Origin of the sequence: Methylobacterium sp. 10 (assembly GCF_000519085.1) — a bacterium.
Classification (GTDB): Bacteria; Pseudomonadota; Alphaproteobacteria; order Rhizobiales; family Beijerinckiaceae; genus Methylobacterium.
This window is the reverse complement of sequence record NZ_KI912577.1, coordinates 3,666,345-3,687,508: the sequence shown is the minus strand read 5'-3', so window position 1 is coordinate 3,687,508 and position 21,164 is coordinate 3,666,345. Positions and strand designations below refer to the sequence as shown.

General features: G+C 67.4%; 17 protein-coding genes. 9 read left to right on the top strand and 8 right to left on the bottom strand.

What is annotated here, in order from left to right; translation table 11 throughout:
* Positions 1–25 precede the first annotated feature (25 nt).
* The 4 genes from kdpB to K368_RS0117260 are packed head-to-tail and all read left to right on the top strand — an operon-like array spanning position 26 to position 6,195.
* A complete protein-coding gene (gene kdpB / locus K368_RS0117275; RefSeq protein WP_027173409.1) occupies positions 26–2,119 on the top strand; it encodes a potassium-transporting ATPase subunit KdpB in 2,094 nt (697 codons plus the stop codon).
* A gap of 33 nt (positions 2,120–2,152) precedes the next feature.
* A complete protein-coding gene (locus tag K368_RS0117270) occupies positions 2,153–2,758 on the top strand; it encodes a K(+)-transporting ATPase subunit C (protein WP_027173408.1) in 606 nt (201 codons plus the stop codon).
* A 9-nt stretch (positions 2,759–2,767) separates the two neighbouring features.
* Positions 2,768–5,503, top strand: a complete 2,736-nt coding sequence (locus tag K368_RS0117265) for a sensor histidine kinase KdpD (RefSeq protein ID WP_027173407.1) — start codon at positions 2,768–2,770, stop codon at positions 5,501–5,503.
* A complete protein-coding gene (locus tag K368_RS0117260) occupies positions 5,500–6,195 on the top strand; it encodes a response regulator transcription factor (RefSeq protein ID WP_027173406.1) in 696 nt (231 codons plus the stop codon). The genes K368_RS0117265 and K368_RS0117260 overlap by 4 nt, the downstream gene beginning before the upstream one ends.
* A 220-nt stretch (positions 6,196–6,415) precedes the next feature.
* On the opposite strand, the gene K368_RS0117250 is transcribed toward K368_RS0117260, so the two are convergent.
* From K368_RS0117250 to K368_RS0117240, 3 genes are all read right to left on the bottom strand, one after another.
* Positions 6,416–7,810, bottom strand: a complete 1,395-nt coding sequence (locus K368_RS0117250) for an FAD-binding oxidoreductase (RefSeq protein WP_027173405.1) — start codon at positions 7,808–7,810, stop codon at positions 6,416–6,418.
* A 170-nt stretch (positions 7,811–7,980) separates the two neighbouring features.
* Positions 7,981–8,463: a nucleoside deaminase gene (locus tag K368_RS0117245; RefSeq protein ID WP_027173404.1), complete on the bottom strand. Its 483-nt coding sequence runs from the start codon at positions 8,461–8,463 to the stop codon at positions 7,981–7,983.
* Between the two features lie 58 nt (positions 8,464–8,521).
* Entirely contained in the window at positions 8,522–9,532 is a 1,011-nt protein-coding gene (locus K368_RS0117240) for an antibiotic biosynthesis monooxygenase (protein ID WP_027173403.1), read from the bottom strand.
* A gap of 489 nt (positions 9,533–10,021) precedes the next feature.
* On the opposite strand from K368_RS0117240, the gene K368_RS24975 reads away from it, so the two are divergent.
* From K368_RS24975 to K368_RS0117225, 3 genes are all read left to right on the top strand, one after another.
* The gene (locus K368_RS24975) at positions 10,022–10,675 is read left to right on the top strand and encodes a response regulator transcription factor (RefSeq protein WP_051439912.1); all 654 of its coding nucleotides are present in this window, start codon (positions 10,022–10,024) and stop codon (positions 10,673–10,675) included.
* Between the two features lie 13 nt (positions 10,676–10,688).
* Positions 10,689–11,981, top strand: a complete 1,293-nt coding sequence (locus K368_RS0117230) for a HAMP domain-containing sensor histidine kinase (RefSeq protein ID WP_197031033.1) — start codon at positions 10,689–10,691, stop codon at positions 11,979–11,981.
* A gap of 169 nt (positions 11,982–12,150) precedes the next feature.
* Positions 12,151–13,404, top strand: coding sequence for a glutamate carboxypeptidase (locus tag K368_RS0117225; RefSeq protein ID WP_027173401.1), 1,254 nt, complete (start codon positions 12,151–12,153; stop codon positions 13,402–13,404).
* Positions 13,405–13,679: 275 nt separating this feature from the next.
* Here the strand turns inward: K368_RS0117225 and K368_RS0117220 are convergent, their stop codons facing one another.
* The 4 genes from K368_RS0117220 to K368_RS0117205 form a co-directional block, all read right to left on the bottom strand.
* Positions 13,680–14,369: a sensor histidine kinase gene (locus K368_RS0117220; RefSeq protein ID WP_027173400.1), complete on the bottom strand. Its 690-nt coding sequence runs from the start codon at positions 14,367–14,369 to the stop codon at positions 13,680–13,682.
* Positions 14,366–14,632, bottom strand: a complete 267-nt coding sequence (locus tag K368_RS27130) for a hypothetical protein (protein WP_197031032.1) — start codon at positions 14,630–14,632, stop codon at positions 14,366–14,368. Before K368_RS27130 ends, K368_RS0117220 begins: the two co-directional genes overlap by 4 nt.
* Before the next feature lie 242 nt (positions 14,633–14,874).
* Positions 14,875–17,823: a PAS domain-containing protein gene (locus K368_RS27125; RefSeq protein WP_051439911.1), complete on the bottom strand. Its 2,949-nt coding sequence runs from the start codon at positions 17,821–17,823 to the stop codon at positions 14,875–14,877.
* 165 nt (positions 17,824–17,988) lie between these two features.
* A complete protein-coding gene (locus K368_RS0117205; protein ID WP_081739609.1) occupies positions 17,989–18,387 on the bottom strand; it encodes a response regulator in 399 nt (132 codons plus the stop codon).
* Positions 18,388–18,814: 427 nt separating this feature from the next.
* Between K368_RS0117205 and dinB the strand changes: the two genes are divergently transcribed.
* Positions 18,815–19,906 carry a DNA polymerase IV gene (gene dinB, locus K368_RS0117200; protein WP_027173397.1) on the top strand — a complete coding sequence of 364 codons (1,092 nt, stop codon included), beginning with the start codon at positions 18,815–18,817 and terminating at the stop codon, positions 19,904–19,906.
* A gap of 144 nt (positions 19,907–20,050) precedes the next feature.
* The gene (locus tag K368_RS0117195; RefSeq protein WP_027173396.1) at positions 20,051–20,437 is read left to right on the top strand and encodes a phage holin family protein; all 387 of its coding nucleotides are present in this window, start codon (positions 20,051–20,053) and stop codon (positions 20,435–20,437) included.
* Between the two features lie 52 nt (positions 20,438–20,489).
* Here K368_RS0117195 and K368_RS0117190 read toward each other — a convergent pair whose 3' ends face one another.
* Positions 20,490–21,119, bottom strand: coding sequence for a 2,3-bisphosphoglycerate-dependent phosphoglycerate mutase (locus K368_RS0117190; RefSeq protein WP_027173395.1), 630 nt, complete (start codon positions 21,117–21,119; stop codon positions 20,490–20,492).
* Between the last annotated feature and the right edge of the window lie 45 nt (positions 21,120–21,164).

Here is a 21,164-nt window from a genome sequence, read left to right as displayed (position 1 = left end):
GACGTCTCCCGATCGGACAACCGCAATGGCCCGCCCAAACTCAACCCGCCTGTTCAGCGCCGCCCTCGTCGGGCCGGCACTGGTCGGGGCTCTGACAAAGCTCGACCCGCGAAAGATGATCAAGAACCCGGTCATGTTCGTGGTCGAGGTCGTCGCCGCGCTGACCACCGTCCTGTTCGTCCGTGACGTCGCGACCGGCAGCGCCAACCTCGCCTTCTCCGGCCAGATCATCCTCTGGCTCTGGTTCACCGTGCTCTTCGCCAATTTCGCCGAGGCCATCGCCGAAGGTCGCGGAAAAGCCCAGGCCGACAGTCTCCGGCGCACCCGGACCGAGACGATGGCCAAGCGCCTCACCGGCGCTGGCCGGGACTTCGAGTCCGTGCCCGGCAACGACCTCAAGGTCGGCGACGTGGTCCTCGTCGAGGCCGGCGACATCATCCCCTCGGACGGCGAGGTGATCCTCGGCGTCGCCTCCGTGAACGAGGCCGCCATCACGGGCGAATCCGCCCCCGTCATCCGGGAATCAGGTGGTGACCGCTCGGCGGTGACCGGCGGCACCCAGGTGCTCTCCGACGAGATCCGGGTCCGGATCACCGCCGCCGCCGGCTCGACCTTCGTCGACCGGATGATCGCCCTGGTGGAGGGCGCCTCGCGCCAGAAGACCCCGAACGAGATCGCCCTGAACATCCTGCTCGCCGGCCTGACCATCATCTTCGTCTTCGCCGTGGCCTCCATCCCGAGCTTCGCCTCCTATGCCGGCGGATCGATCCCGCTCATCGTGCTCGTCGCCCTGTTCGTCACCCTGATCCCGACCACCATCGGCGCCCTGCTCTCGGCCATCGGCATCGCCGGCATGGACAGGCTGGTGCGCTTCAACGTGCTGGCCATGTCGGGCCGCGCCGTTGAGGCCGCCGGCGACGTCGATACGCTGCTGCTGGACAAGACCGGTACCATCACGCTGGGCAACCGCCAGGCCACCGAGTTCCGTCCCGTCCGCGGCGTCTCCGAGCAGGAGCTCGCCGACGCGGCGCAGCTCGCCTCCCTCGCCGACGAGACCCCCGAGGGTCGCTCCATCGTGGTGCTCGCCAAGGACAAGTACGGCATCCGCGCCCGGGACATGGCAAGCCTCAACGCCACCTTCGTGCCGTTCACCGCCCAGACCCGGATGAGCGGCGTCGATCTCGACGGCTCCTCCATCCGCAAGGGGGCCGTCGAGTCCATCATCGCCTCGGTGAGTCAGCAGCCGATGGCTACGCGCGGATCGAGCGCGGCCCTGGCATACAGCCCGGGCGTCGCCGGCGAGACCGTGCGTGAGATCCAGTCCATCGCCGAGGACGTAGCGAAGGCCGGCGGCACCCCGCTCGCCGTGACCCGCGATGGTCGCCTGCTCGGCGTGATTTACCTCAAGGACATCGTGAAGGGTGGCATCCGCGAGCGATTTGCCGAACTCCGCCAGATGGGCATCCGCACGGTCATGATCACCGGCGACAACCCTATGACCGCGGCCGCCATCGCGGCCGAGGCCGGCGTCGACGACTTCCTCGCCCAGGCGACACCCGAGGACAAGCTCGCGCTCATCCGCAAGGAGCAGGCGGAAGGCAAGCTCGTCGCCATGTGCGGCGACGGCACCAATGACGCCCCCGCGCTCGCCCAGGCCGATGTCGGCGTGGCCATGAACACCGGCACGGTGGCGGCCCGCGAGGCCGGCAACATGGTCGACCTCGACAGCGACCCGACCAAGCTCATCGAGATCGTCGGCATTGGCAAGCAGTTGCTGATGACCCGTGGCGCCCTGACCACCTTCTCCATCGCCAACGACGTGGCCAAATATTTTGCCATCATCCCGGCGATGTTCCTGGTGCTCTACCCGCAGCTCCAGGCCCTCAACGTCATGGGCCTCGCCTCGCCCGAGAGCGCGATCCTCTCGGCCATCATCTTCAACGCCCTGATCATCGTCGTGTTGATCCCGCTGGCGCTGAAGGGCGTGTCCTACCGGGCGGTTGGCGCCGGCGCCCTCCTGCGCCGCAACCTGCTCATCTACGGCCTCGGCGGCATCCTGGTGCCCTTCGTCGGCATCAAGGCCATCGACCTCGCCATCACCGCCCTGCACCTCGTCTGAGCCGCCTCCGCCTGCTACTTCGGGACCATCATCATGTTGAACCAGCTTCGCCCTGCCCTCGTCCTGCTGATCGCCCTGACGGCCATCACGGGGCTTGCCTATCCTCTCGCGATGACCGGTATCGCGGGGGTCATCTTCCCGGCCAAGGCCGGCGGCAGCCTGATCGAGCGTGACGGCAGGGTGGTCGGCTCCAGCCTCATCGGGCAGTCCTTCACCAGCGAGCGCTACTTCCAGGGCCGCCCGTCCGCCACGAGCGCCGCCGACCCGACGGACGCCACGAAGACCGTCCCGGCGCCCTACAACGCGGCCAATTCCTCGGGCTCCAACCTCGGTCCGACCAGCGCCGCCCTGGCCGAACGGGTGAAGGCGGACGTCGCAGCCCGCCAGGCCGAGAACCCCGGTCGGCCAGTCCCGGTCGACCTCGTCACCACGAGCGGATCGGGCCTCGATCCGGACGTCTCGCCCGACGCCGCCCTGTTCCAGGTGCCACGCGTGGCCAAGGCGCGTAACCTCTCCGAGAACCGGGTGCGCTCCCTCGTGGAGGCCCAGGTCCAGGGTCGTCTCCTCGGCATCCTCGGCGAACCCCGTGTGAATATGCTCGCCCTCAACCTCGCCCTGGACGGCTTGAGCCCGAAGTAACATCGCCGCATGAGCATCCCGACCACGACGACCCCGCGCCACGATCCCGACCGCCCCTCGCCCGACGCGCTGCTCCAGGCGGCACGGCGCGAGGAGGGCGGGCGCGGCCGCCTCAAGATTTTCCTCGGGGCGGCCCCAGGGGTCGGCAAGACCTACGAGATGCTCACCGTCGGCCGTGCCCGGCTCAAGGCCGGGGCGGACGTGGTCGTCGGTGTGGTCGAGACGCACGGGCGCGCCGAGACCGAGGCCCTGGTGGAGGGCTTCGAGGTCGTGGGGCGCCGCGCGGTCGCGTATCACGGCGCGGTGCTGGAGGAGATGGACCTCGACGCGCTCCTGGCGCGCCAGCCGGCGCTCGCCCTCGTGGACGAACTCGCCCACACCAACGCGCCGGGATCGCGCCACCCGAAGCGCTTCCAGGACGTGGAGGAACTGCTCGATGCCGGCATCGACGTCTACTCCACCCTCAACATCCAGCACGTCGAGAGCCTGAACGACGTCGTCGCGCAGATCACCCGCATCCGGGTGCGCGAGACGGTGCCGGACGGCATCCTCGACCGGGCCGACGACATCGAGGTGGTCGATCTCAACCCCGACGACCTGATCCAGCGCCTGAGGGACGGAAAGGTCTACGTGAAGGGCAACGCCGAGCGCGCCCTCAAGCACTACTTTTCGCGGGGCAACCTGACGGCGCTGCGCGAACTCGCCCTGCGCCGCACCGCCGACCGCGTCGACGACGAGCTCCTGAGCCACATGCGGGCCAACGCCATCGCGGGCCCATGGGGTGCGGGCGAGCGGGTCCTCGTCTGCATCAGCGAGGATCCGCGCTCCGCCGGCCTCGTGCGCCATGCCAAGCGCCTCGCCGACCGGCTGCACGCGCCCTGGACCGCCATCACGGTCGAGGGCCCCCGAAGCCTGTCCCTCGACGAGAACGCGCGCGACCGCATCGCCGACACCCTGCGCCTCGCCGACCGCCTCGGCGGTGATGCCGTCACGCTCCCGGGCGGCCGCCGCGTCGCCGACGACATCCTCGCCTATGCCCGCTCCACCAACGTCAATCACATCATCCTCGGCAAGGCCGACCGGTCCGCGCTGTTCGAGCTCCTCAACGGTTCAGTGGTGCACGACATCGTCCGGCGGTCCGGCAACATCAGCATCCACGTCATCGCCGGCGAGGCGGCGAAGGCTGAACCCGTCCCGCCGAAGACGGTCGCCACGGCCCCCGATAGGTCACCGTTCGAGATCCTGCCCTATGTCGTCGGCGTCCTGGCCACGGGAGCGGCTCTCGGGCTCGCCCTCCTTGTCGAGCCTTACCTCGGCGTGGAAAACGCCGACCTGATCCTGCTGACCGCCATCGTCGCGGTCGCGGTGCGATCCGGCCTCGGGCCGTCCCTCGTCGCCGTCCTGGCGGCCTCGCTCTCCTACAATTTCTTCTTCCTGCCCCCGATCTATACCCTCACCATCGCGGACCCGACCAACATCGCCGCCTTCCTGCTGTTCACGGTGGTGGCGGTGGTGGTCTCCAACCTCGCTTCGCGCTCTCGCCGGGAGGCCATGGTCTCGCATGACCGCGCCAGGGCCACGGAGCGGCTCTACGGCTTCAGCCGCAAGCTCGCCGGATGTGCCACCCTCGACGACGTGCTCTGGGCGACCTCGGCCCAGGTCGCCGCCATGCTGAGGGTCCGGGTGGTCGTGCTGCTGCCGGAGCAGGGGACCGTCTCGGTCCGCGCCGGCTTCCCCCCGGAGGATACGCTCGACGCGGCCGATCTCGGGGCCGCGACCTGGGCCTTCGACAACGAGCGCCCGGCGGGGCGGGGAGCCGACACCCTGCCGGGGGCCAGGCGGCTGTTCCTGCCGATGCGCACGGGCCGTGGCATCGTCGGGGTGATCGGCCTCGACACCGACGGCACAGGGCCGATCCTCTCGCCCGAGAACCGCCGCCTGTTCGACGCCCTGGCCGACATGGCGGCGCTGGCCATCGAGCGCGTCCGTCTGGTCGAGGACCTCGACCGGGCGGAGCGCGCCGCCGAGACCGACCGCTTGCGCCAGGCCCTGCTCACCTCGATCTCGCACGACCTGCGTACGCCGCTGTCCTCGGTGCTCGGGGCGGCCACCACCCTGCGCGACCTCGACGAGGCGCTACCACGCGACGCCAAGGTGGACCTTCTCGCCACCATCATCGAAGAATCCGAGCGATTGAACCGGTTCATCGTCAACCTCCTCGACATGACCCGGCTGGAGGCGGGGGCGGTCGCTGCGAGCCTCACCCCGCAGGACGTCGGCGAAAGCGTCGACACCGCGCTCCGTCGCCTGGGGCCGATCCTCGCCGGCCACCGGGTACACCTCGCCCTCCCGACCACTCTGCCGGCCCTGCGTCTCGATCCGGTCCTGTTCGAGCAGGTGCTGGTCAACCTTCTCGACAACGCCGCCAAGTACGCTCCGGAAGGCTCGACGGTGACCGTCAGTGGCGTGGCCGAGCGTGGGCGGGTCCGGCTCCAGGTCCTCGACGAGGGCGACGGGCTGCCGGAGGCCGACGTCGAGCGGGTGTTCGACAAGTTCTACCGCGTCCGGAAGTCCGACAGCGTCCGGGCCGGGACCGGCCTCGGCCTCGCCATCGCCCGCGGCTTCGTCGAGGCCATGGGCGGTACCCTGACGGCGGGCAACCGCCGCGACCGCCTGGGCGCGGTCTTCACCATCCTCCTGCCCGTCCCCCCGGCGGGACACGTTCACTCGGATCTGGCGGCATGAGCATGCATATCCTCGTCATCGACGACGAGCCGCCGATCCGCAAGCTCCTGCGCATGGGCCTGGCGACCCAGGGCTACAAGACATTCGAGGCACCGAACGCGCGCACAGCCCTCGATATCCTGTCGCGCGAGACGGTCGACCTGATCATCCTCGACCTCGGGCTGCCGGACATGCGCGGGCACGACCTGCTCAGCACCATCCGCAAGGATTTTCGTGATCTGCCCGTGGTGGTCCTATCGAGCCGGGACGACGAGGCGGGCAAGGTCGAGGCCCTCGACCTCGGCGCCGACGACTACGTCACCAAGCCCTTCGGCATGGGCGAGCTCCTGGCCCGCATTCGCGCGGCCCTGCGCCATCAGCTGGCCGTCCAGGGTGAGCGTGCCCTGTTCGAGGTCGACGGGCTCAGCGTAGACCTTGTGCGCCGCCTCGTCCGTGTGCGTGGAGCCGAGGTGAAGCTCACGCCGCGCGAGTACGACTTCCTGCGCGTCCTGATTCAGCATGCCGGAAAGGCCCTGACCCACGCCCAACTCATGAGCGAGGTCTCCACGTCCTCCGATCCACAGTATCTGCGCGTCTACATGCGTCAGCTCCGCCTCAAACTGGAGGCCGACCCGGAGCGGCCCCGCATCCTCCTCACCGAGACCGGCGTCGGTTACCGCCTGCGCGCGCCCGAGGACGAGGCCCGAGCCTGACAGCCCCCTCCCCCGCGGATGCGCACGGCCCTTGCCGGAATCTCCCGAACATCCCCGAGCGACGAAGCGTACGCCTTGCCCCATCCCGCAGTCCCGCGACCGAGCCTTTCCGCATGATCACCGACGAACGGCCGGTCGACCGCGTCTTGCTCGTGCTGCTTCCGACCGACGCGCAGGGCTCGCAACTGGACGCCCTGGCCTGCATTGCTCGCCGGATATTTTATTGATCAACAAATCCGTCATCGTAATCGAAAAACACACGCTCCGGATCGTGCTTGCGCTTCAATGCGCAGAGCCGTTCCCATTTTTCGGGCGTAAAGGCCTGCGGAACGTTTGTGGGCTGCTCGACTGTATTCGTCTCGCCGATATAGTAACCCGTATTATAGGGGCGCAATGTCGTCGTGATCCGGCGATGCCACTCGGTATTGGCCTCGTCATCCTCGGCCTTCCACCACATGGTCCATGGACCCCCGTAAACCTTGGCGGAAACGGAATAGGCCATGTCTTTCTGCGCGGCCGGGACATCCGGGCCGCAGAAGATGGTCAGCAGGAAGACGGAGGTGGCGGAGGGCGCATCGGGCAGCAGGGGCAGGATGGCCTGGACCAATTCTCCTGGACTGTGATCGGAATAGGTCGCTTCCACGCGAGAGCGGGCGCCCTCCGGCCAGAAGGATCCTGACGCATCGAAGAGCTGCTCGAACGTGAGCGGCGTCGCGAAGGACGACGACATCGGTGGGATCGGAGAGGGCTCCAGCACCTGCAAGGCGGTCTTCGCGGCGTCCGGCGTGTCCTCGAACACCGTTGCCGTCACCATGCAAAGCCAGCCGTTCTCAGCGGCGACCTGTCCTCTCAACTCCGGCGGAGCCTGGACGATGAACTGGGTCAGCTCGACCGCGGGGGAGATGCCGGGGGCCAACGTGCCGAGCCAGGTCCCGATCGCCGGAGCGTCAGCGAGGCGATAGTAATACGTGCTGCCATGCATGGCTTTCGGCAGTGGATGAAGCTTGAGATGGTACTTCGTCACGATACCGAAGAATCCAGACCCCGCCCCTCTGGCGGCCCAGAAGAACTCCGCGTTTTCCGTCGCGCTCGCCGTGATCAGTTCGCCCCGAGCGGTGACGAGTTCGATGGCCTCGACGCTCTCCGCGCCGGAGCCCCAGACGGTGGGGTTCCAGGCCATGCCGCCACCGAGCAGATAGCCGCTGGCTTTCACCTGAGGGCAATGGCCGGTCGGGAAGGCCAGCCCGAGGGGATTGAGAGCCTTCTGGATGTCGCGGTTGCTGACGATCGGCTGGATGATCGCCCTGCGGTTGTCAGTATCGATGGAGATGATGTCGGTGAAATTCGCGAGATCGATGAGAATACCGCCGTGACGCAATGTCGGCTGGCACCAGTTATGGCCGCCTCCGCGCACGACGACCTTCAGTCCGCTCGCGCGGGCGAACCGCACCGCCGCAATGACGTCATCCTCGTCCAAAGCCTTCACGACGGCCTGCGGAGCACGGTCCGGGATCAGCCTGTTCCAGAGATTCCCGTGGATCGTGTCGAGAAACCGCTCATCCTCCGCAGTGAAGACCTCGCCTTTGCAGGCTGCCCTCAGACCATCGATGTTCATGGCGTCACGCAGTCTTGAGGGTGGCTCACGAAAACTCCCGGTCACGGCCCGTTCGCGCTCGGAGCACGACGGCGAAGAGGGGGCTTTGTGAAAGACACGAGAGGAGGAGACCGCCCGGGCAAGAACTGCCCGGACGGAGATTGGCTGATGATAAGGTCCGAGCGGCTGTTTCAGTAAGGGACCCGGTCCGCCTTCTGGGCGTATTTCTTCCAGATCTCGACGGCTTCCGTACGCATCATCTGCGTGGTCGGGATGGACCGCTCGGTGACGTCCTTCTTGAGCTCGGCATAGATCATGCTGTCATCGAAGCCGCCGTATTCCAGCGCGTCTTCGACCTGGGCAGCATAATAGACCCGCTTGATGCCGGCCCAGTACGCTGCCGCCATACACATCGGGCAGGGCTCGGCGCTGGTGTAGAGCGTCGCGTCACGGAGCTTGAACGTCCCTTGTGACTTGCAGGCCTTGCGAATGGCCTCGATCTCACCGTGCCATGTCGGATCGTTTTCCGCGACGACGCGATTGGCTCCCTCGGCGATGATCTCGCCATCCTGAACGATCACGCATCCGAACACACCGCCGGCACTCTCGACCAGTGAGGTCTTCTCGGACAAAGCGATCGCCCGAGCCATGAAATCATTGTGGTCGTGAGCCATTTCCAGTCTTCCTCGATGATGATGATCAGCTTTCGCTGTCATGGTTGGTAATCTGCGATCACATGAAGCGGGAGAATACGAGCAGCTCGACGGCATACAAGGCGGCCAGGGCCGTCAGACCCAGCACCTCCGTACGCCAGCGCTTCTGCGGATCCGGTCTCAGCCACCAGCCCAGCCCGAGGATCGCAGCTGCCATCAAGGGCCACGACACCAGCGAGACGCTGATGGCATTGCCGATGAAGGTGGACACGGCCAGCGGCAACCCGTTCAGCAGAGGACTGAGAAAGCGGATTTCCAGCATGACGACGGGAAACAGGACGAGCAGGACGAGGCAGGTCTGCTTCCAGGCCGGCGGCGGAGCGAGACGCTGTTCATTGGCGAACCACCCGGCGAACGGGTTGCTCATCCGGTGGCTCTGCCAGGTCGACACCTGAGGCGTCGCCTCGGCCAGGATGGCCTTTCGCTCCGCCGATTGCAGCCAGGCATCGAGGAAGGCCGGGCCTTCGAAGCGAACCAGCGTGGTCCAGTACGGGACGTCCGACGACAGGGGCGCCTGGACGAGGGTGCCCATGTATCCGGGAAAGCGGGCCTGGACCTGCTGGATGCGCTCGGCCCAACGCCGGAAAGCCTCCTCCTGTCCCGCCTTCACGATCGTCGTGATGACCTCCGTGACGGTGGTCGTGGAATGGTAATCCGGCGCCGCCTCGTCGACACGGGACGTCTTGCCGTCGCCCTCCAAGGCCGAGAGGTCGGCGAGGAGCGCGGTGCGCCCCTCGTCCTCGATCCATCGGATCAGCGCTTCGGGCGAGCGGAACCGTTGGATGATCTGCCATTCGGACGAGCCGGAGAAGGCGGGGATGATCTCCAGGCTGACGAAGTCGTGAGCTGCCGAGACGACCCGCGTGAACTCGGCCTGCCACGCGGCGAAGCGCACCTCCATGCCGGGCGGCACGGTGAGCTTCGTCGCGACGGCTTTCGTCGCCCCGACTCTCGTCGAGCGTGACGAATCCTGGCGGGAGCCTGGAGCTTCGCCCGCATTCGGGACCTCGATGGCACCCGGTTCGTACATCGTCAACGAAGCCCTTCCATTGGCACGCTTCCAGAATACGCGACCCGCGATGCCGAGCTGTAGGTCGATGACCTACAAGGGCTCGATCCTTGCGCCTCTTTAGAAGGCACATCGTCAGTTGCGCCGACAGCTGTAAACAGAATGCGCCGTGCCGGTTCTGATGTGATGTCGAGACGGGCCTGATCGCAGTGATGGTAAACGGCTTGCCAGCAATCAATGCCGACTTGTCCGGCCATTTGGCGCGGTTCGTTGATTATTCGGTGGTTCGCTGTTCAAGACCGCGAGCGATGGGCACTGACCGGATGTGCGAGATCGGTGTGGACGACCGATCGCCGCTCCCTGGCCGCACGGCCCGAGCCCGATCGCCTCCGGGATATCCAGGATGGGTCATGACCGCATGTCGTTGATCCCCTGTAGGTCGATGACCTACAGGGTCGGCAGGGATTTTAGGGGACACTACCCTGGTTGGCCGGCTCGCTCGGGGTAGACATGTCCTTCTTTCGGCTGCTGATCGTCGACGACCACCCGATCGTGCTGGCGGGCCTGAAGCTGCTGCTCCATGGCGACGGCCGTTTCGACGTGAGCGGGGAAGCCCGCTCGGCGCAGGCGGCCTGCATCGAGGCCGAGCGGCTGCAGCCCGACGTCATCATCACCGATCTGATCATGGGCGACGGCGACGGCCTCGCGCTGATCGAGGATCTGCGCGCCATGCTGCCGGCGGCCCGGATCATCGTCTATTCCAGCCGCGACGAGACCGTCTGGGGGCCGCATGTGATCTATGCCGGCGCGCATGGCTATGTCGCGAAATCCGAGCCGCTCGAAACCGTCGCCGTGGCCCTCGACCGGGTGATGGCGGGCGCCATCCATGTCAGCGAGCCGGTGAAGCAGCTGTTGATGGGCGATCTCGCGCGGCGGCGCGACCGTCGGACGGATATCGGCGACCTGTCCGGCCGCGAGCTTCAGGTTCTCCGGCTGATCGGCAGCGGGGCGACGCTGCAATCGCTGGCCAAGGAACTGGGATTGAGCGTCAAGACGGTCGGCACTTATCGGGAGCGCCTGAAGATCAAGCTCGGGCTGGACAGCGTGAGGATGCTCGAGCGCCATGCGGCGGATCACGTCGCGGGGCGTCTCGATCCGTCATGAAGGACAGGCCATCATGAAAAGCTGGCTGGCACGCTGGGATGTGACCCCTGCCGAACAGGCCGGCATGACGTTCGGAGAGGTGCTGACCCTCGTCAACATCCGACGGGTCGAGATCGCCTGCATGCTGGGGCTGTTCACCAAGGCGATCGAGTTCGCCACCGGACTCAGGACCGTTCAGATCGTCGTGGAAATGGCGCTGGCGCTCGCCTTCCTCATCGCCTCGCTGGCGTTGCGGCGCGGCGGCGGACCATGGCTCCGGAGCGGCTTCGTCGCGGTTTTTCTGGTTCTGACCCTGCTCGACACCCAATGGGCGATCGCCGCGATGGGCGCCAAGGGACGGCTGACCAGCGGATATCCCATGATGCTGCTGTCGCTGACCCTGCTGTTCGTGCTGCCGCCCCTCGCCTTCGCGCTGACCTTGATCCCGCTGCTGCTCGCCTATGGCTGGATCGTGCTCGCCACGGCGACGTTTCCCGCCGAGCAGGTCATCGCCATCGTCAATGCCGCCATCGTCTCGGTGATCGCCGTCGTCGCCGCGGCGCTGATCCATGCCGGACGGCGCAGCGATTACGAGCAGAAGCGGACGATCCGGCTCCAGAACGACCGGCTGATCGAAAGGAACAGCGAGCTCGACACTCTCATGGCGATCACCGCGCATGACCTGCGCAGTCCCCTTTACGGCCTGCGCAACCTGTTCGACCTCGCCGTCCGGCGCGCGCCGCAGGAGCCCGAATTGCCGCTCGTGGTGCTGCGAGAGGCGAAGGGGAGCATCGACGCGATGCTCGGTCTCGCGACGCGTCTGCTCGAGGCGCACGCCGCCGAGCACCGGCCCCTCGCGCGCCTCGCGAATGAGGATGTGCGCAGGCATGTGCTGGCCGCCGTCGACCGGATCAAGCCGCTCGCCCAATCCGCCGACGTCCGGATCGAGGTGGATCTGCCGGACCGGCCGTTGATCGCCACCCTCGATTCGGGCGCCCTCTCACAAATCCTCGACAACCTGCTCAGCAACGGCGTCCGGTTCAGCCCGACGGGCGGCATCCTGACGATCGGCGCCGCCCCGGAAGGCGGATCCGTGGCGATCGAGGTCCGGGACCGCGGACCGGGCATCGATCCCGCCGGGTACGATCTCCTGTTCAAGAAATTCCATCAGGCTGCCGGGGCGCGATCCGAAGGAGCGCCGAGCACGGGCATGGGGCTGTTCATCGTCGCAACCCTCGCCGACCGCATGGGTGCCGCGGTGCGGTGCGAGCCCGCGACGCAGGGGGGCGCCGTCTTCGTGGTGACGCTGTCCGCGGGCGAGGAATGAGAGGTAGAGCGCCCGATGCTCGGTTCCCCAGCGAGGGCGAGCGGATCGATCCTGCACGTAGAATTGATGCGTCGGCGTTTTGCGAGCATTGATACGCGACCTCCGAGGAACGCGGACCCGGCGCGTGCGGCATGACGCGCCGCGTCTGCCGCCGACGACCAGGATCTCCATGCGCACGATCGCCTCCTCGCTCGCCCTCACGCTGCTCGCGGCCCTGGCGCCGCTTCCAGCGCTGTCCGCGCCGGACGAGGCCGTGCTGGCAGCGGCGGAGGCCCAGAATGGCCCATATCGCCAGACCCTGAAGGGGCTCGTCGACGTCGATACCGGAACCGGCGACCTTCCCGGCCTTTCCAAGGTCGAGGTGATGCTAAAGTCACGTCTCGAAGCACTGGGCCTTGCAGTCGAGACCCGGGCCGCCCCCGCCTTCGGCGGCAACACCCTGATCGGCACGCGATCCGGCAAGGGCACGCGCAAAATCCTGCTCCTGGTGCATTACGACACCGTGTTCGGCACAGGGGACGCGGCCAAGCGCCCCTATACAGAGCGCGACGGCCGCGCCTACGGACCGGGCGTTGCCGATGCCAAGGGCGGCGTGGCGATGATCCTGCATGTCCTCAGTGCGTTGGAGACATTGCGGTTCGACGGCTACGGCACCCTTACGGTGGTGTTCAATCCGGACGAGGAGCGCGGCTCGCGCGGGTCGCGCGATGAGATCGCCAGGGTCGCCCGCGAGCAGAACGTGGTCCTGTCCTTCGAGCCTTCGTTCGCCGAGGCCGGCGTCGACGCCGTCACGGTGGCGACCAAGGGCATCAACTACGCGAGCCTGACGGTGAAGGGACGCGCTTCCCATGCCGGAGGTGCGCCGGAAGCCGGCCGCAACGCGGTGGTCGAACTCGCCCACCAGATTCTCCAACTGCAAGACCTCGGTGACCCGAGCAAAGGGACCAGCCTGCATTGGACCATGATCCAGGGTGGCACCAAGCCGAACATCATCCCCGAGACCGCCAAGGCGGAGGGCGACATGCGCTACTTCTTGCCGAGCGAGTACGACCGCATCCTGACGGAGGCCCGCAGGATCGTCGGTGCGCATCGCGTTCCCGACACGCAGGTGACTTTCGATCTTGCCAGAGGCCGTCCGCCGCTGCCGCGCAATCCGGCAACGACGTCGCTCGGCGACCGCGCGAAGGCGATCTACGCCGAGGTGGGCGCGGACCTCGCCCTCGCCGAAATCGGAGGCGGCACCGATGCGGGCTACGCCTTCCAGCCCGACAGCCCGGCAAGACCCGCCATCCTCGAGTCGCTCGGCATCGTCGGCGGCCACTATCACAGCACCGAGGAGTTCGCGGTCCTCGCCAGCATCACGCCGCGGCTCTACCTCGCGACCCGCCTCGTGATGGAGGCGGCGCAGGACACGGGCCGTTGATCGGCGATGTCCATCTCGACAGGGTCACGCATCCGCATCAGAGCCCGTGGCGTCGTCCGGGCCGACCGTTCGACTCGGTAGACCGGATGCCCCCGGGGCGCTCATCCAGGCTGCCCCTCGGGTGCGCCGAGCTTCGTCTCACCCTGCACCAGGCGATTCCCGCGGACTGAACGACACCCGTCCCGGACTTTGGATCTGCCTCGACGTATGACCCCGCCCAAATCCGAGCTTACGCTATCGAGAACCCGGTAAAATCGCAGTTTTGAGATGGGGTCTTAGAGTTGACCGTCCAGCGGGTGGATGAGCCGCGAGGAATCGCCGGTCCCGCCCTGCAGGGTCCGGCTGGTGAGGGGCAGCGTCAGGCGATAGTGCAAGCCGTCGGAGGCGAAGGTGAGGCTCGTCGCGGCCTTCAGGTTGTAGGCCAGCATCTCCTCCAGCACGACCGTGCCGAACCCCCTGCGCCGAGCCTCATGCTCGTCCAGGGGCACGCCACTTTCCACCCAGTCGAGAATGAGGCGGGGGCCGCCGTCCCGGTCCTCGATCCGCCATGTCACCGCCAGGCGGCCCGTCGGCGTGGCCAGGGCTCCGAACTTGAGAGCGTTCGTCGAGAGTTCGTGCAGGGCGAGCGCGAGGGGCTCGGCGGCACGCAGATGCAGCCTCAGATCCGGTCCGTCCACATGCGTGCGCCCATCCTGGTAGGCGAGCGCGCTCGTGAGTTCGTCGGTAACGAGGCGGTCGAGATCGACGCCGGCCGTGGGGTTCTGGATGATGACGTTCTGCACCCGTGCCATGGCGGCCAGCCGTCCATCGAGATGCGCGGTGTAGTCCTCCAGGCTCTCGCTGAATTCCGCCGAGCGACGCGCGATCAACCGCATCGTCGCCAGAGTGTTGCGCACCCGGTGCTGCAACTCGGCCAGGAGCACCACTTGTTCCGTGGCGCCCATCGGGTCGGATCCCATCGTCATCGCAGCTCCACGGCGCGCTTGAGGGAAGACCGGATCGGCATCACACCGATCCGTCGGCATCGAAGTGACCACCTTCGTGGTCGAGGTGAAGGGAGTTCGGGTTGAACAGCGATGTCCTCTGCAGGGCATTGAAGGCGGGAATGGTCCATGTCGCGCAGGATGTAGACGTCGAGCTGCTTGCCAGTCACGCTTTCCAAGGCCTGCCGGTCGTCGCGCGAGAGCTTCGTGAACTGCTCAAGCTTGCAGATGAAGTAGGACGGCATGCTGTATTCTTTGCACATACGGCGCGAATAGGGAATTGCCACTGCCCGGTCATTCACCTGAATTAAAGCATTGATCGTCGCCGGTTAATATCAGTGAATGCAAGAGTAATACCTTGCGGGGCCGGCGTCAGCCGTCGCAAGGTGTCTCGATCGCCGCTGCCCTGTCCGGGGCTTCGCCGGCTTCTCTTCGGGGTTTCTCTTCGGGGTTTCTCCTGGCGGCATCCGCGAACGGGCAGGCGTCCTCATCCTCCGCGATCGCGACCGGCTGGCCCCGGACTCCGCCGTGAGGCGGCTTTGGCTCTCTCCCGCATCGTATGTCCCGACACGGGCAGTGCAATGGTGCAGTGAACGCCGTCGGGTTCCATCACGAAGGTCGTTCTGGCGCCGAGCTGGTAGGGCAGCGCCCGCTCGATCAGTTCGCGCCCCGAGCCGCTCCCCTGCGGCAGGCCATCCCGCGCCGGCATCCGCACGCCGCGCTCACGCCAATCCACATGCAGCCAGGGAGCCCGCTCCGGTTCCGCGAGCTCCACGTGCCAGCGGATCTCGAGATGCGCCTGCGGTTGTGCCAGGGCGCCGTATTTCAGCGCGTTCGTCGCCAGTTCGTGCAGGGCCAGCGCGAAGATCTGGACCGTCGACGAGCGCAGCGCCACCGCCTTCGGTCCGCTCAGGCTGACCCGCGACGCCTCGCCGTCGAGGGCCGCCACCTCGCTTCGGATCAGTTCGTCGAAGCTGACCCGTTCGCCCTCCGCGAGGCGGGACAGCAATCCCTGCACGCGGGCGAGGGCCGCCAGACGCGTGCCGTAGCGCTCCCGGAAGTCGGCGAGGTCGCTGCTGTTCCGCAGGGTCTTGTCGGCGGTGGCGCGCACCACGCCCATGAGGTTGCGGGTGCGGTGCTGCAACTCCGCCACGAGCACGCTCATATGCTCGGCGGTCTCCCTCTCCTCGGTGATGTCCCGGCCCACGCCGCCGATCCAGCACACCGCGCCGGCGGCGTCGCGCATGGGGAAGCCGGTGTCCCGTATCCAGCGGATGCCGCCGTCGCCGGGCCGCCTGACGCGATACTCGAAGGTGACGCTCCCGCCCGCACGGACGCGATGCAGGCTCTCCACCGCCCGTTCGCGATCGTCCGGCACGATCAGCTCGGCCCAGCTCACCAGGTGGTCGCCGGAGAGGGCCGTCGCGCGGTCGAGGCCGTAGATCGTCTCGAAGGCCGGGGTGAGATAGATCCACTGGTAGGTCGCGGCGTCGCGCATCCAGAGGACGTCGGACGAGGCCTCGCCGAACTGGCTGAGGCGCTCCTCGCTCTCGCGCAACGCCGCCTCGGCCTTCCTGCGCGCCGTCACGTCGCTGGCCGCTCCCAGCCATTCCCTGATCTCGCCCGTGTCGGTGAGGGTCGGGACCGCCCGTGACAGGCTCCAGCCCAGCGAACCGTCGCTGCGGATCACCGCATGCTCCAGCTCGAAGATCGACTTGGTCGCGATCGCCCGGTCGATGGCGGCGCGGACCTCCGCCTGGTCGTCGGGACGGATGTAGCGGTCGAGCCAGGTCCCGCTCGGCTGGTCCGGGACGTTCCGGAAGGCGCGCCCCTCCAGCCGCTGCATCTCGGACCAGTCCGGGGTCATCCGGTAGACCACCTCCGAACTGGCCGTGACGAAGGCCCGGAATCGCTCCTCGCTCTCGCGTAGCGCCGCCTCGGCGCTCTTGCGAGGCTGGATGTCCTTGAACAGGAGGGCGACCTGCCGCTGTTCGGCGGTGCCGATGCGGAAGGCATAGACCTCGTACCAGCGCCCGAGGGCGATCGCCCGGCGTTCGAACCGTTCCGCCACGCCGTTCCGCGCGATCCGGCCGAACGTCTCGAACCAGTTCGCCTCCAGCCCGGGGAGCAGGTCCCGCATCGTCCGGCCGGTGACGTCGCCGAGCCCGGTCTGCTGATCGAAGGCAGGGTTGACCGAGAGGAACCGGTAGTCGACCGGCCGCTGCCGGTCGTCGAAGATCAGCTCGACGATGCAGAAGCCCTCGTCGATGGAGTTGAACAGATGGCGGTACTTCGCCTCGCTCTCCTCCAGTTGCGTTCGAGCGACTTCGTCGCGCAAACGCAGGATCTCCTCCTGCGCCTCCTTCCAGGCGGTTATCTCCCTGGTGGTGGTCGCAACGCCGTCGCCGAGCTTCACCACCGACTGATGGAACCAGCCGTTGAACGGCTCGTGGGCATGGCGGCGCTCGGCCACCGAGGGCCGGCCCGTCTGCACGACCTGCCGGAAGGCCTCTAAGATGCCGTCCCGGACCACGTCCGAATCACATGCGAGAAGGCTTTGTCCGCGCATCTCGCCGAAGCGGCGCTCGAAGGTGTGGTTGTTCAGCCGGCAGCGGAAATCGACGATCTTGCCCGAGGCGTCCCGGACAGCCTCGAAGACCTGGATCATGTCCGTTGAACTGTCCAGCGTGGCCTGGACCAGGTCCCGACTCCTCCGCAGCTCGGCCGTGCGCTCCGCCACCTCCCGTTCCAGTTCGGTCCGATGCCGTGCCTCGGTTTCGCGGAGCGTCTCGTGGGCTTCGGCGAGGGCGCGTGCGCCATCCGCGACCCGCCGCTCCAGCTCCATCCTGGCGGCCCGCGCCTCATCGAGGGCGCCAGCCGTGACATGGGCGGCGGAGGCAAAGCGCGCCAGCCGCGTGAGCAGGCGGAGGTCTTCGCCGTCGAAGGCGCGATCGCGGTCATGCGCGATCGCCCAGAGCGTGCCGACCGGCTCATCGCCGGCATGAAACGGTACCAGCAGCGCTTCTTGGATGAGCGGCTCGACATTGACAGCCGGGAAGTGAACGTGCGGACGCGAGAACAGCAGGTGGGTGTCGCGGGTCACCACGAGGCTGCAGGGGCTCTCATCGAAGGGGATGACGCCGCCGAGATGCGAGGCCCACGATCCGGCGATCGCCTGGCAGCGGAAGCCCTTCCCCTCCTCCCCCGATGTCAGGATGTTGATGCCTGCCGATCCGGCCATGCCCATCCCGACGAGGAGGTCCACGAGGCGTTGCAGGACCGTGGCCGGGCTGACGGCGAATGCCTGGACCAGTTCGGCCAGCGCGCTGGCTTCCGCCTCGTAGTCGGGAGGACGTACGGGACGCGTTGCCAGCGCTTCGGTGATCAGGACCTCGTCCCGGCCCGCGAACACATCCGGCAACACCGTCGGTGTCATGGCTCTCGGTGCTCATCGTTCGCTTGAAGTCGCGGCAGTCAGGCGTACCGACGGCATCTCGAAGCCTACTCTCGTGTCAGGATTCGATCAAATTCCCGCCGATGCCGCATGTCCCGCATTCCGGGACCGTGGGCCGTGCGAACTCCACCCGGCCGCGCCTATCCATCATGCCCGGTCGTCGAGGATGAGGGCGAGCTCGCGCAGCACCGTCGCGGTATCCATCGGCTTCTCCAGCAGCCGGACCGACGCGTAGCGGCCGAGGATCGTCGCCTGATCGTAGCCGGTGGTGAACAGGAACGGGACGCCAAGGGCGAGGAGCGCATCGGCCACCGAGTGCACGTCCTCGCCTCCGAGATTCACATCCAGGATGGCCGCATCGAGCGGAGCCGGGCCTTTGAGGAGATCGAGGGCGCCTTGCGCGGTGGCGATGGGACCGACCACCTCGGCTTCGGCCTCGGCCAACCCCCGCGCCAGTTCATCGGCCAGGAAGTACTCGTCTTCCACCACCAGGATGCGCCGTCCCCGGAGAGCCCGCCTGGAATGCCTCACGAAACTCCCGGTCACGGTCGGGTCTCGCTCACAGCACGGCGGCGCAGCGGGAGCTTTGCGAGAGACATTTTGCGAGACGATTGGCATCGTCGTTCTCCGGTGCCCGGTTCGAGAGGTGCAGCGCCATGGTCCGGGGGAATGCCGCCCTCCTCCATCATGAAGATCGTTCCGGCGCCGAGCCGGTCGGATCGCGCTCGACATGCCGCCGGGGACGACAGTCCGGATCCGGCCGTTTCCCGCACAATACGGGAGAACCGGCAAACCGGGAGAGGATCATCGTGCACCCCATCATGGGAGAGTCCAGACCACGGCGCCAGCCGCAGCCGGTTGACCCGGGCCGCTGAAACCGCGAGGAACAAAAACTGAACACAGTGCCTTCCTCACCATGACTGCTCAACGACGCCCGCTCATTGCCCGCGCACCGATGTGACAGCCCGATCCGATGTCGAGTCCCGGCGACGATAGCCCCGTCCGCAAGATCATCCATATCGACATGGATGCGTTCTACGCGTCCGTGGAGCAGCGGGACGATCCTGCCCTGCGGGGGCGGCCCCTCGCGGTCGGCGGGTCGCGCGAGCGCGGCGTGGTGGCCGCCGCCAGCTACGAGGCGCGGGTCTTCGGGGTCCGCTCGGCCATGCCCTCGGTCACCGCCCGGCGCCTGTGCCCCGACCTCCTCTTCGTCAAGCCGCGCTTCGAGGTCTACCGGGGGATCTCCGAGGAGATCCGCGCGGTGTTTGCCGAGCATACCGCGATCATCGAGCCGGTGGCCCTCGATGAGGCCTATCTCGACGTCACCGAGAACCTGCAGGGGCTGGCCACCGCCACCGAGGTGGCGCGAGTGATCCGGGCCGAGATCCTCGCACGGACCGGCCTCGTGGCTTCGGCCGGCGTCTCCTACAACAAGTTCCTCGCCAAGGTCGCGTCGGACTTCCGCAAGCCCGACGCACTGTTCGTGATCACGCCCGTGATGGGGCCGGGCTTCGTCGAGGATCTGGCCATCGGCCGGTTCCACGGCGTCGGCCCCGTCACAGAGGCGAAGATGAAGCGCCTCGGCATCCTCACCGGCCGCGACTTGAAGGCCCGCTCGCTGGAAGAGCTGCAGGCGGCCTTCGGCAGCTCGGCGGCCTATTATCATTCGGTGGCGCGTGGCATCGACGAGCGGCAGGTGCGCGCCCACCGCATCCGCAAGTCGGTGGGGGCCGAGACCACATTCTCGGAGGATCTCACCGAGTTCGACGCCATGGCGGCGCGATTGACGCCGCTGATCGACAAGGTCTGGACCTCCTGCACCGCCAAGGGCGTCTCGGGACGCACCGTCACGCTGAAGGTGAAGTTCTCGGATTTCGTCCAGATCACCCGGGCGCAGTCCTTCGAAGCTCCGGTCGCCGGTCGCGATGCGATGATGCAGTCGGTGCTGGGACTGCTCCGCATGGTGTTCCCCCTCCGTCGCAGCGTTCGCCTGCTCGGTGTCTCGCTGTCGGGCCTGCAGCAGGGTGAGACGGAGGGACCGCGCCAGCTCGGGCTCGCGATCTGATGCCGGCAGCGGTGGCGACGGCGGGAGAGCGAGCCCGGACGCGTCGCGCGGGCGGCGATTGCCGCGCAACCGCGGTGCCCTATCTGGCTTGTCTGCGCATGGACCGGCCGGGTCTGATCGGATCAAGTCGATGAGAGGGGATGCATGAGCCGCCGGGATGACAAGAGCCTCCTGCTCCTCGTCGGTGACGCGATCGGGCAAACCCAGACCCTCCTCTCGAAGCAGCTCGCCCTGTTCCAGGCCGAGGTCGGATCGGCGGTCGGGCAGGTGGCACGTCCGCTGATCCTGTTCCTGATGGCGGCCCTCTTCGTCCTGATCGGATTGTTCGTGCTCCTGGTGGCGATCGTCAAAGGGCTGGGGCTCCTCCTCGGTTCTGAGGCGATCGCGTCGCTGATCGTCGGCGGCGCCTTCGCCGCGATGACGCTCGCCCTCTTCGTCGTCGGGTATCGGCTGATGTCCCTCTCGAACATGGAGCCCATGCGGACGCGGCGCCAGCTCGCGCGGGACCGGGAGGCCTTGAGGACCCGCTGACGCTGGTTCGGGGGCGCGCCTTCCGGTCTTCCTTCCCGGTCGACCTTCTGGTTCAGGCGGGGAACGCCTGTTTGTCGACCACCCTGCCCCGTTCGTCGAGGCGATAGGCCAGGGTCTGGGCCGTGGCGAGGTGCACGTCGGCGACCGCATCGGCACTGATCCGGTCGAGATGCATGATCAGCGCCCGCAACGAATTGCCGTGCGCCACCAGCAGAACCCGCTGGCCCCCGCGAACTCGGGATTCGATCTCGTCCCGATAGTAGGGAAGAAGCCGGTCGGCGGTCATCGCCAGGCTCTCGCCGCCCGGCGGCACCGCATCGAAGGATTTTCGCCAGGCGCGAACCTGCGCGACCCCCCAGCGCTCCTGGGATTCCCGCTTGTTCAGCCCGGCGAGCTCGCCGTAATCGCGCTCGTTCAGCGCCGCGCTCCGGTGGACCGCCAAGCCGGGCTGTCCGAGTTCCGACAGGATGAGGCTCAGGGTGCGCCGCGCTCGCGTCAGCTCGCTGGTGAAGGCGAGGTCGAAGGAGAGCCCGACCTCTTTCATTCGGCGCCCGCAGTTCCGTGCCTCGCCGACGCCCCGTTCCGTCAGATCGGGATCGCGGATGCCGGAGAAGAGGTCGCGCTCGTTGTCGAGGCTTTGACCGTGACGGACGATGACGAGGGTTCGGTCGATGAGGGGCATTCGGGTCGCTGTGTCCGCAGGGAGGCTGGGCGAGGTCAGACTGCG

Bases quoted from the DNA above. Each gene is read 5' to 3' on its own strand.
- kdpB (WP_027173409.1), top strand. From the start codon at position 26: ATGGCCCGCCCAAACTCAACCCGCCTGTTCAGCGCCGCCCTCGTCGGG.
- K368_RS0117270 (WP_027173408.1), top strand. From the start codon at position 2,153: ATGTTGAACCAGCTTCGCCCTGCCCTCGTCCTGCTGATCGCCCTGACG.
- K368_RS0117265 (WP_027173407.1), top strand. From the start codon at position 2,768: ATGAGCATCCCGACCACGACGACCCCGCGCCACGATCCCGACCGCCCC.
- K368_RS0117260 (WP_027173406.1), top strand. From the start codon at position 5,500: ATGAGCATGCATATCCTCGTCATCGACGACGAGCCGCCGATCCGCAAG.
- K368_RS0117250 (WP_027173405.1), bottom strand. From the start codon at position 7,810: ATGAACATCGATGGTCTGAGGGCAGCCTGCAAAGGCGAGGTCTTCACT.
- K368_RS0117245 (WP_027173404.1), bottom strand. From the start codon at position 8,463: ATGGCTCACGACCACAATGATTTCATGGCTCGGGCGATCGCTTTGTCC.
- K368_RS0117240 (WP_027173403.1), bottom strand. From the start codon at position 9,532: ATGTACGAACCGGGTGCCATCGAGGTCCCGAATGCGGGCGAAGCTCCA.
- K368_RS24975 (WP_051439912.1), top strand. From the start codon at position 10,022: ATGTCCTTCTTTCGGCTGCTGATCGTCGACGACCACCCGATCGTGCTG.
- K368_RS0117230 (WP_197031033.1), top strand. From the start codon at position 10,689: ATGAAAAGCTGGCTGGCACGCTGGGATGTGACCCCTGCCGAACAGGCC.
- K368_RS0117225 (WP_027173401.1), top strand. From the start codon at position 12,151: ATGCGCACGATCGCCTCCTCGCTCGCCCTCACGCTGCTCGCGGCCCTG.
- K368_RS0117220 (WP_027173400.1), bottom strand. From the start codon at position 14,369: ATGACGATGGGATCCGACCCGATGGGCGCCACGGAACAAGTGGTGCTC.
- K368_RS27130 (WP_197031032.1), bottom strand. From the start codon at position 14,632: ATGCCGTCCTACTTCATCTGCAAGCTTGAGCAGTTCACGAAGCTCTCG.
- K368_RS27125 (WP_051439911.1), bottom strand. From the start codon at position 17,823: ATGACACCGACGGTGTTGCCGGATGTGTTCGCGGGCCGGGACGAGGTC.
- dinB (WP_027173397.1), top strand. From the start codon at position 18,815: ATGTCGAGTCCCGGCGACGATAGCCCCGTCCGCAAGATCATCCATATC.
- K368_RS0117195 (WP_027173396.1), top strand. From the start codon at position 20,051: ATGAGCCGCCGGGATGACAAGAGCCTCCTGCTCCTCGTCGGTGACGCG.
- K368_RS0117190 (WP_027173395.1), bottom strand. From the start codon at position 21,119: ATGCCCCTCATCGACCGAACCCTCGTCATCGTCCGTCACGGTCAAAGC.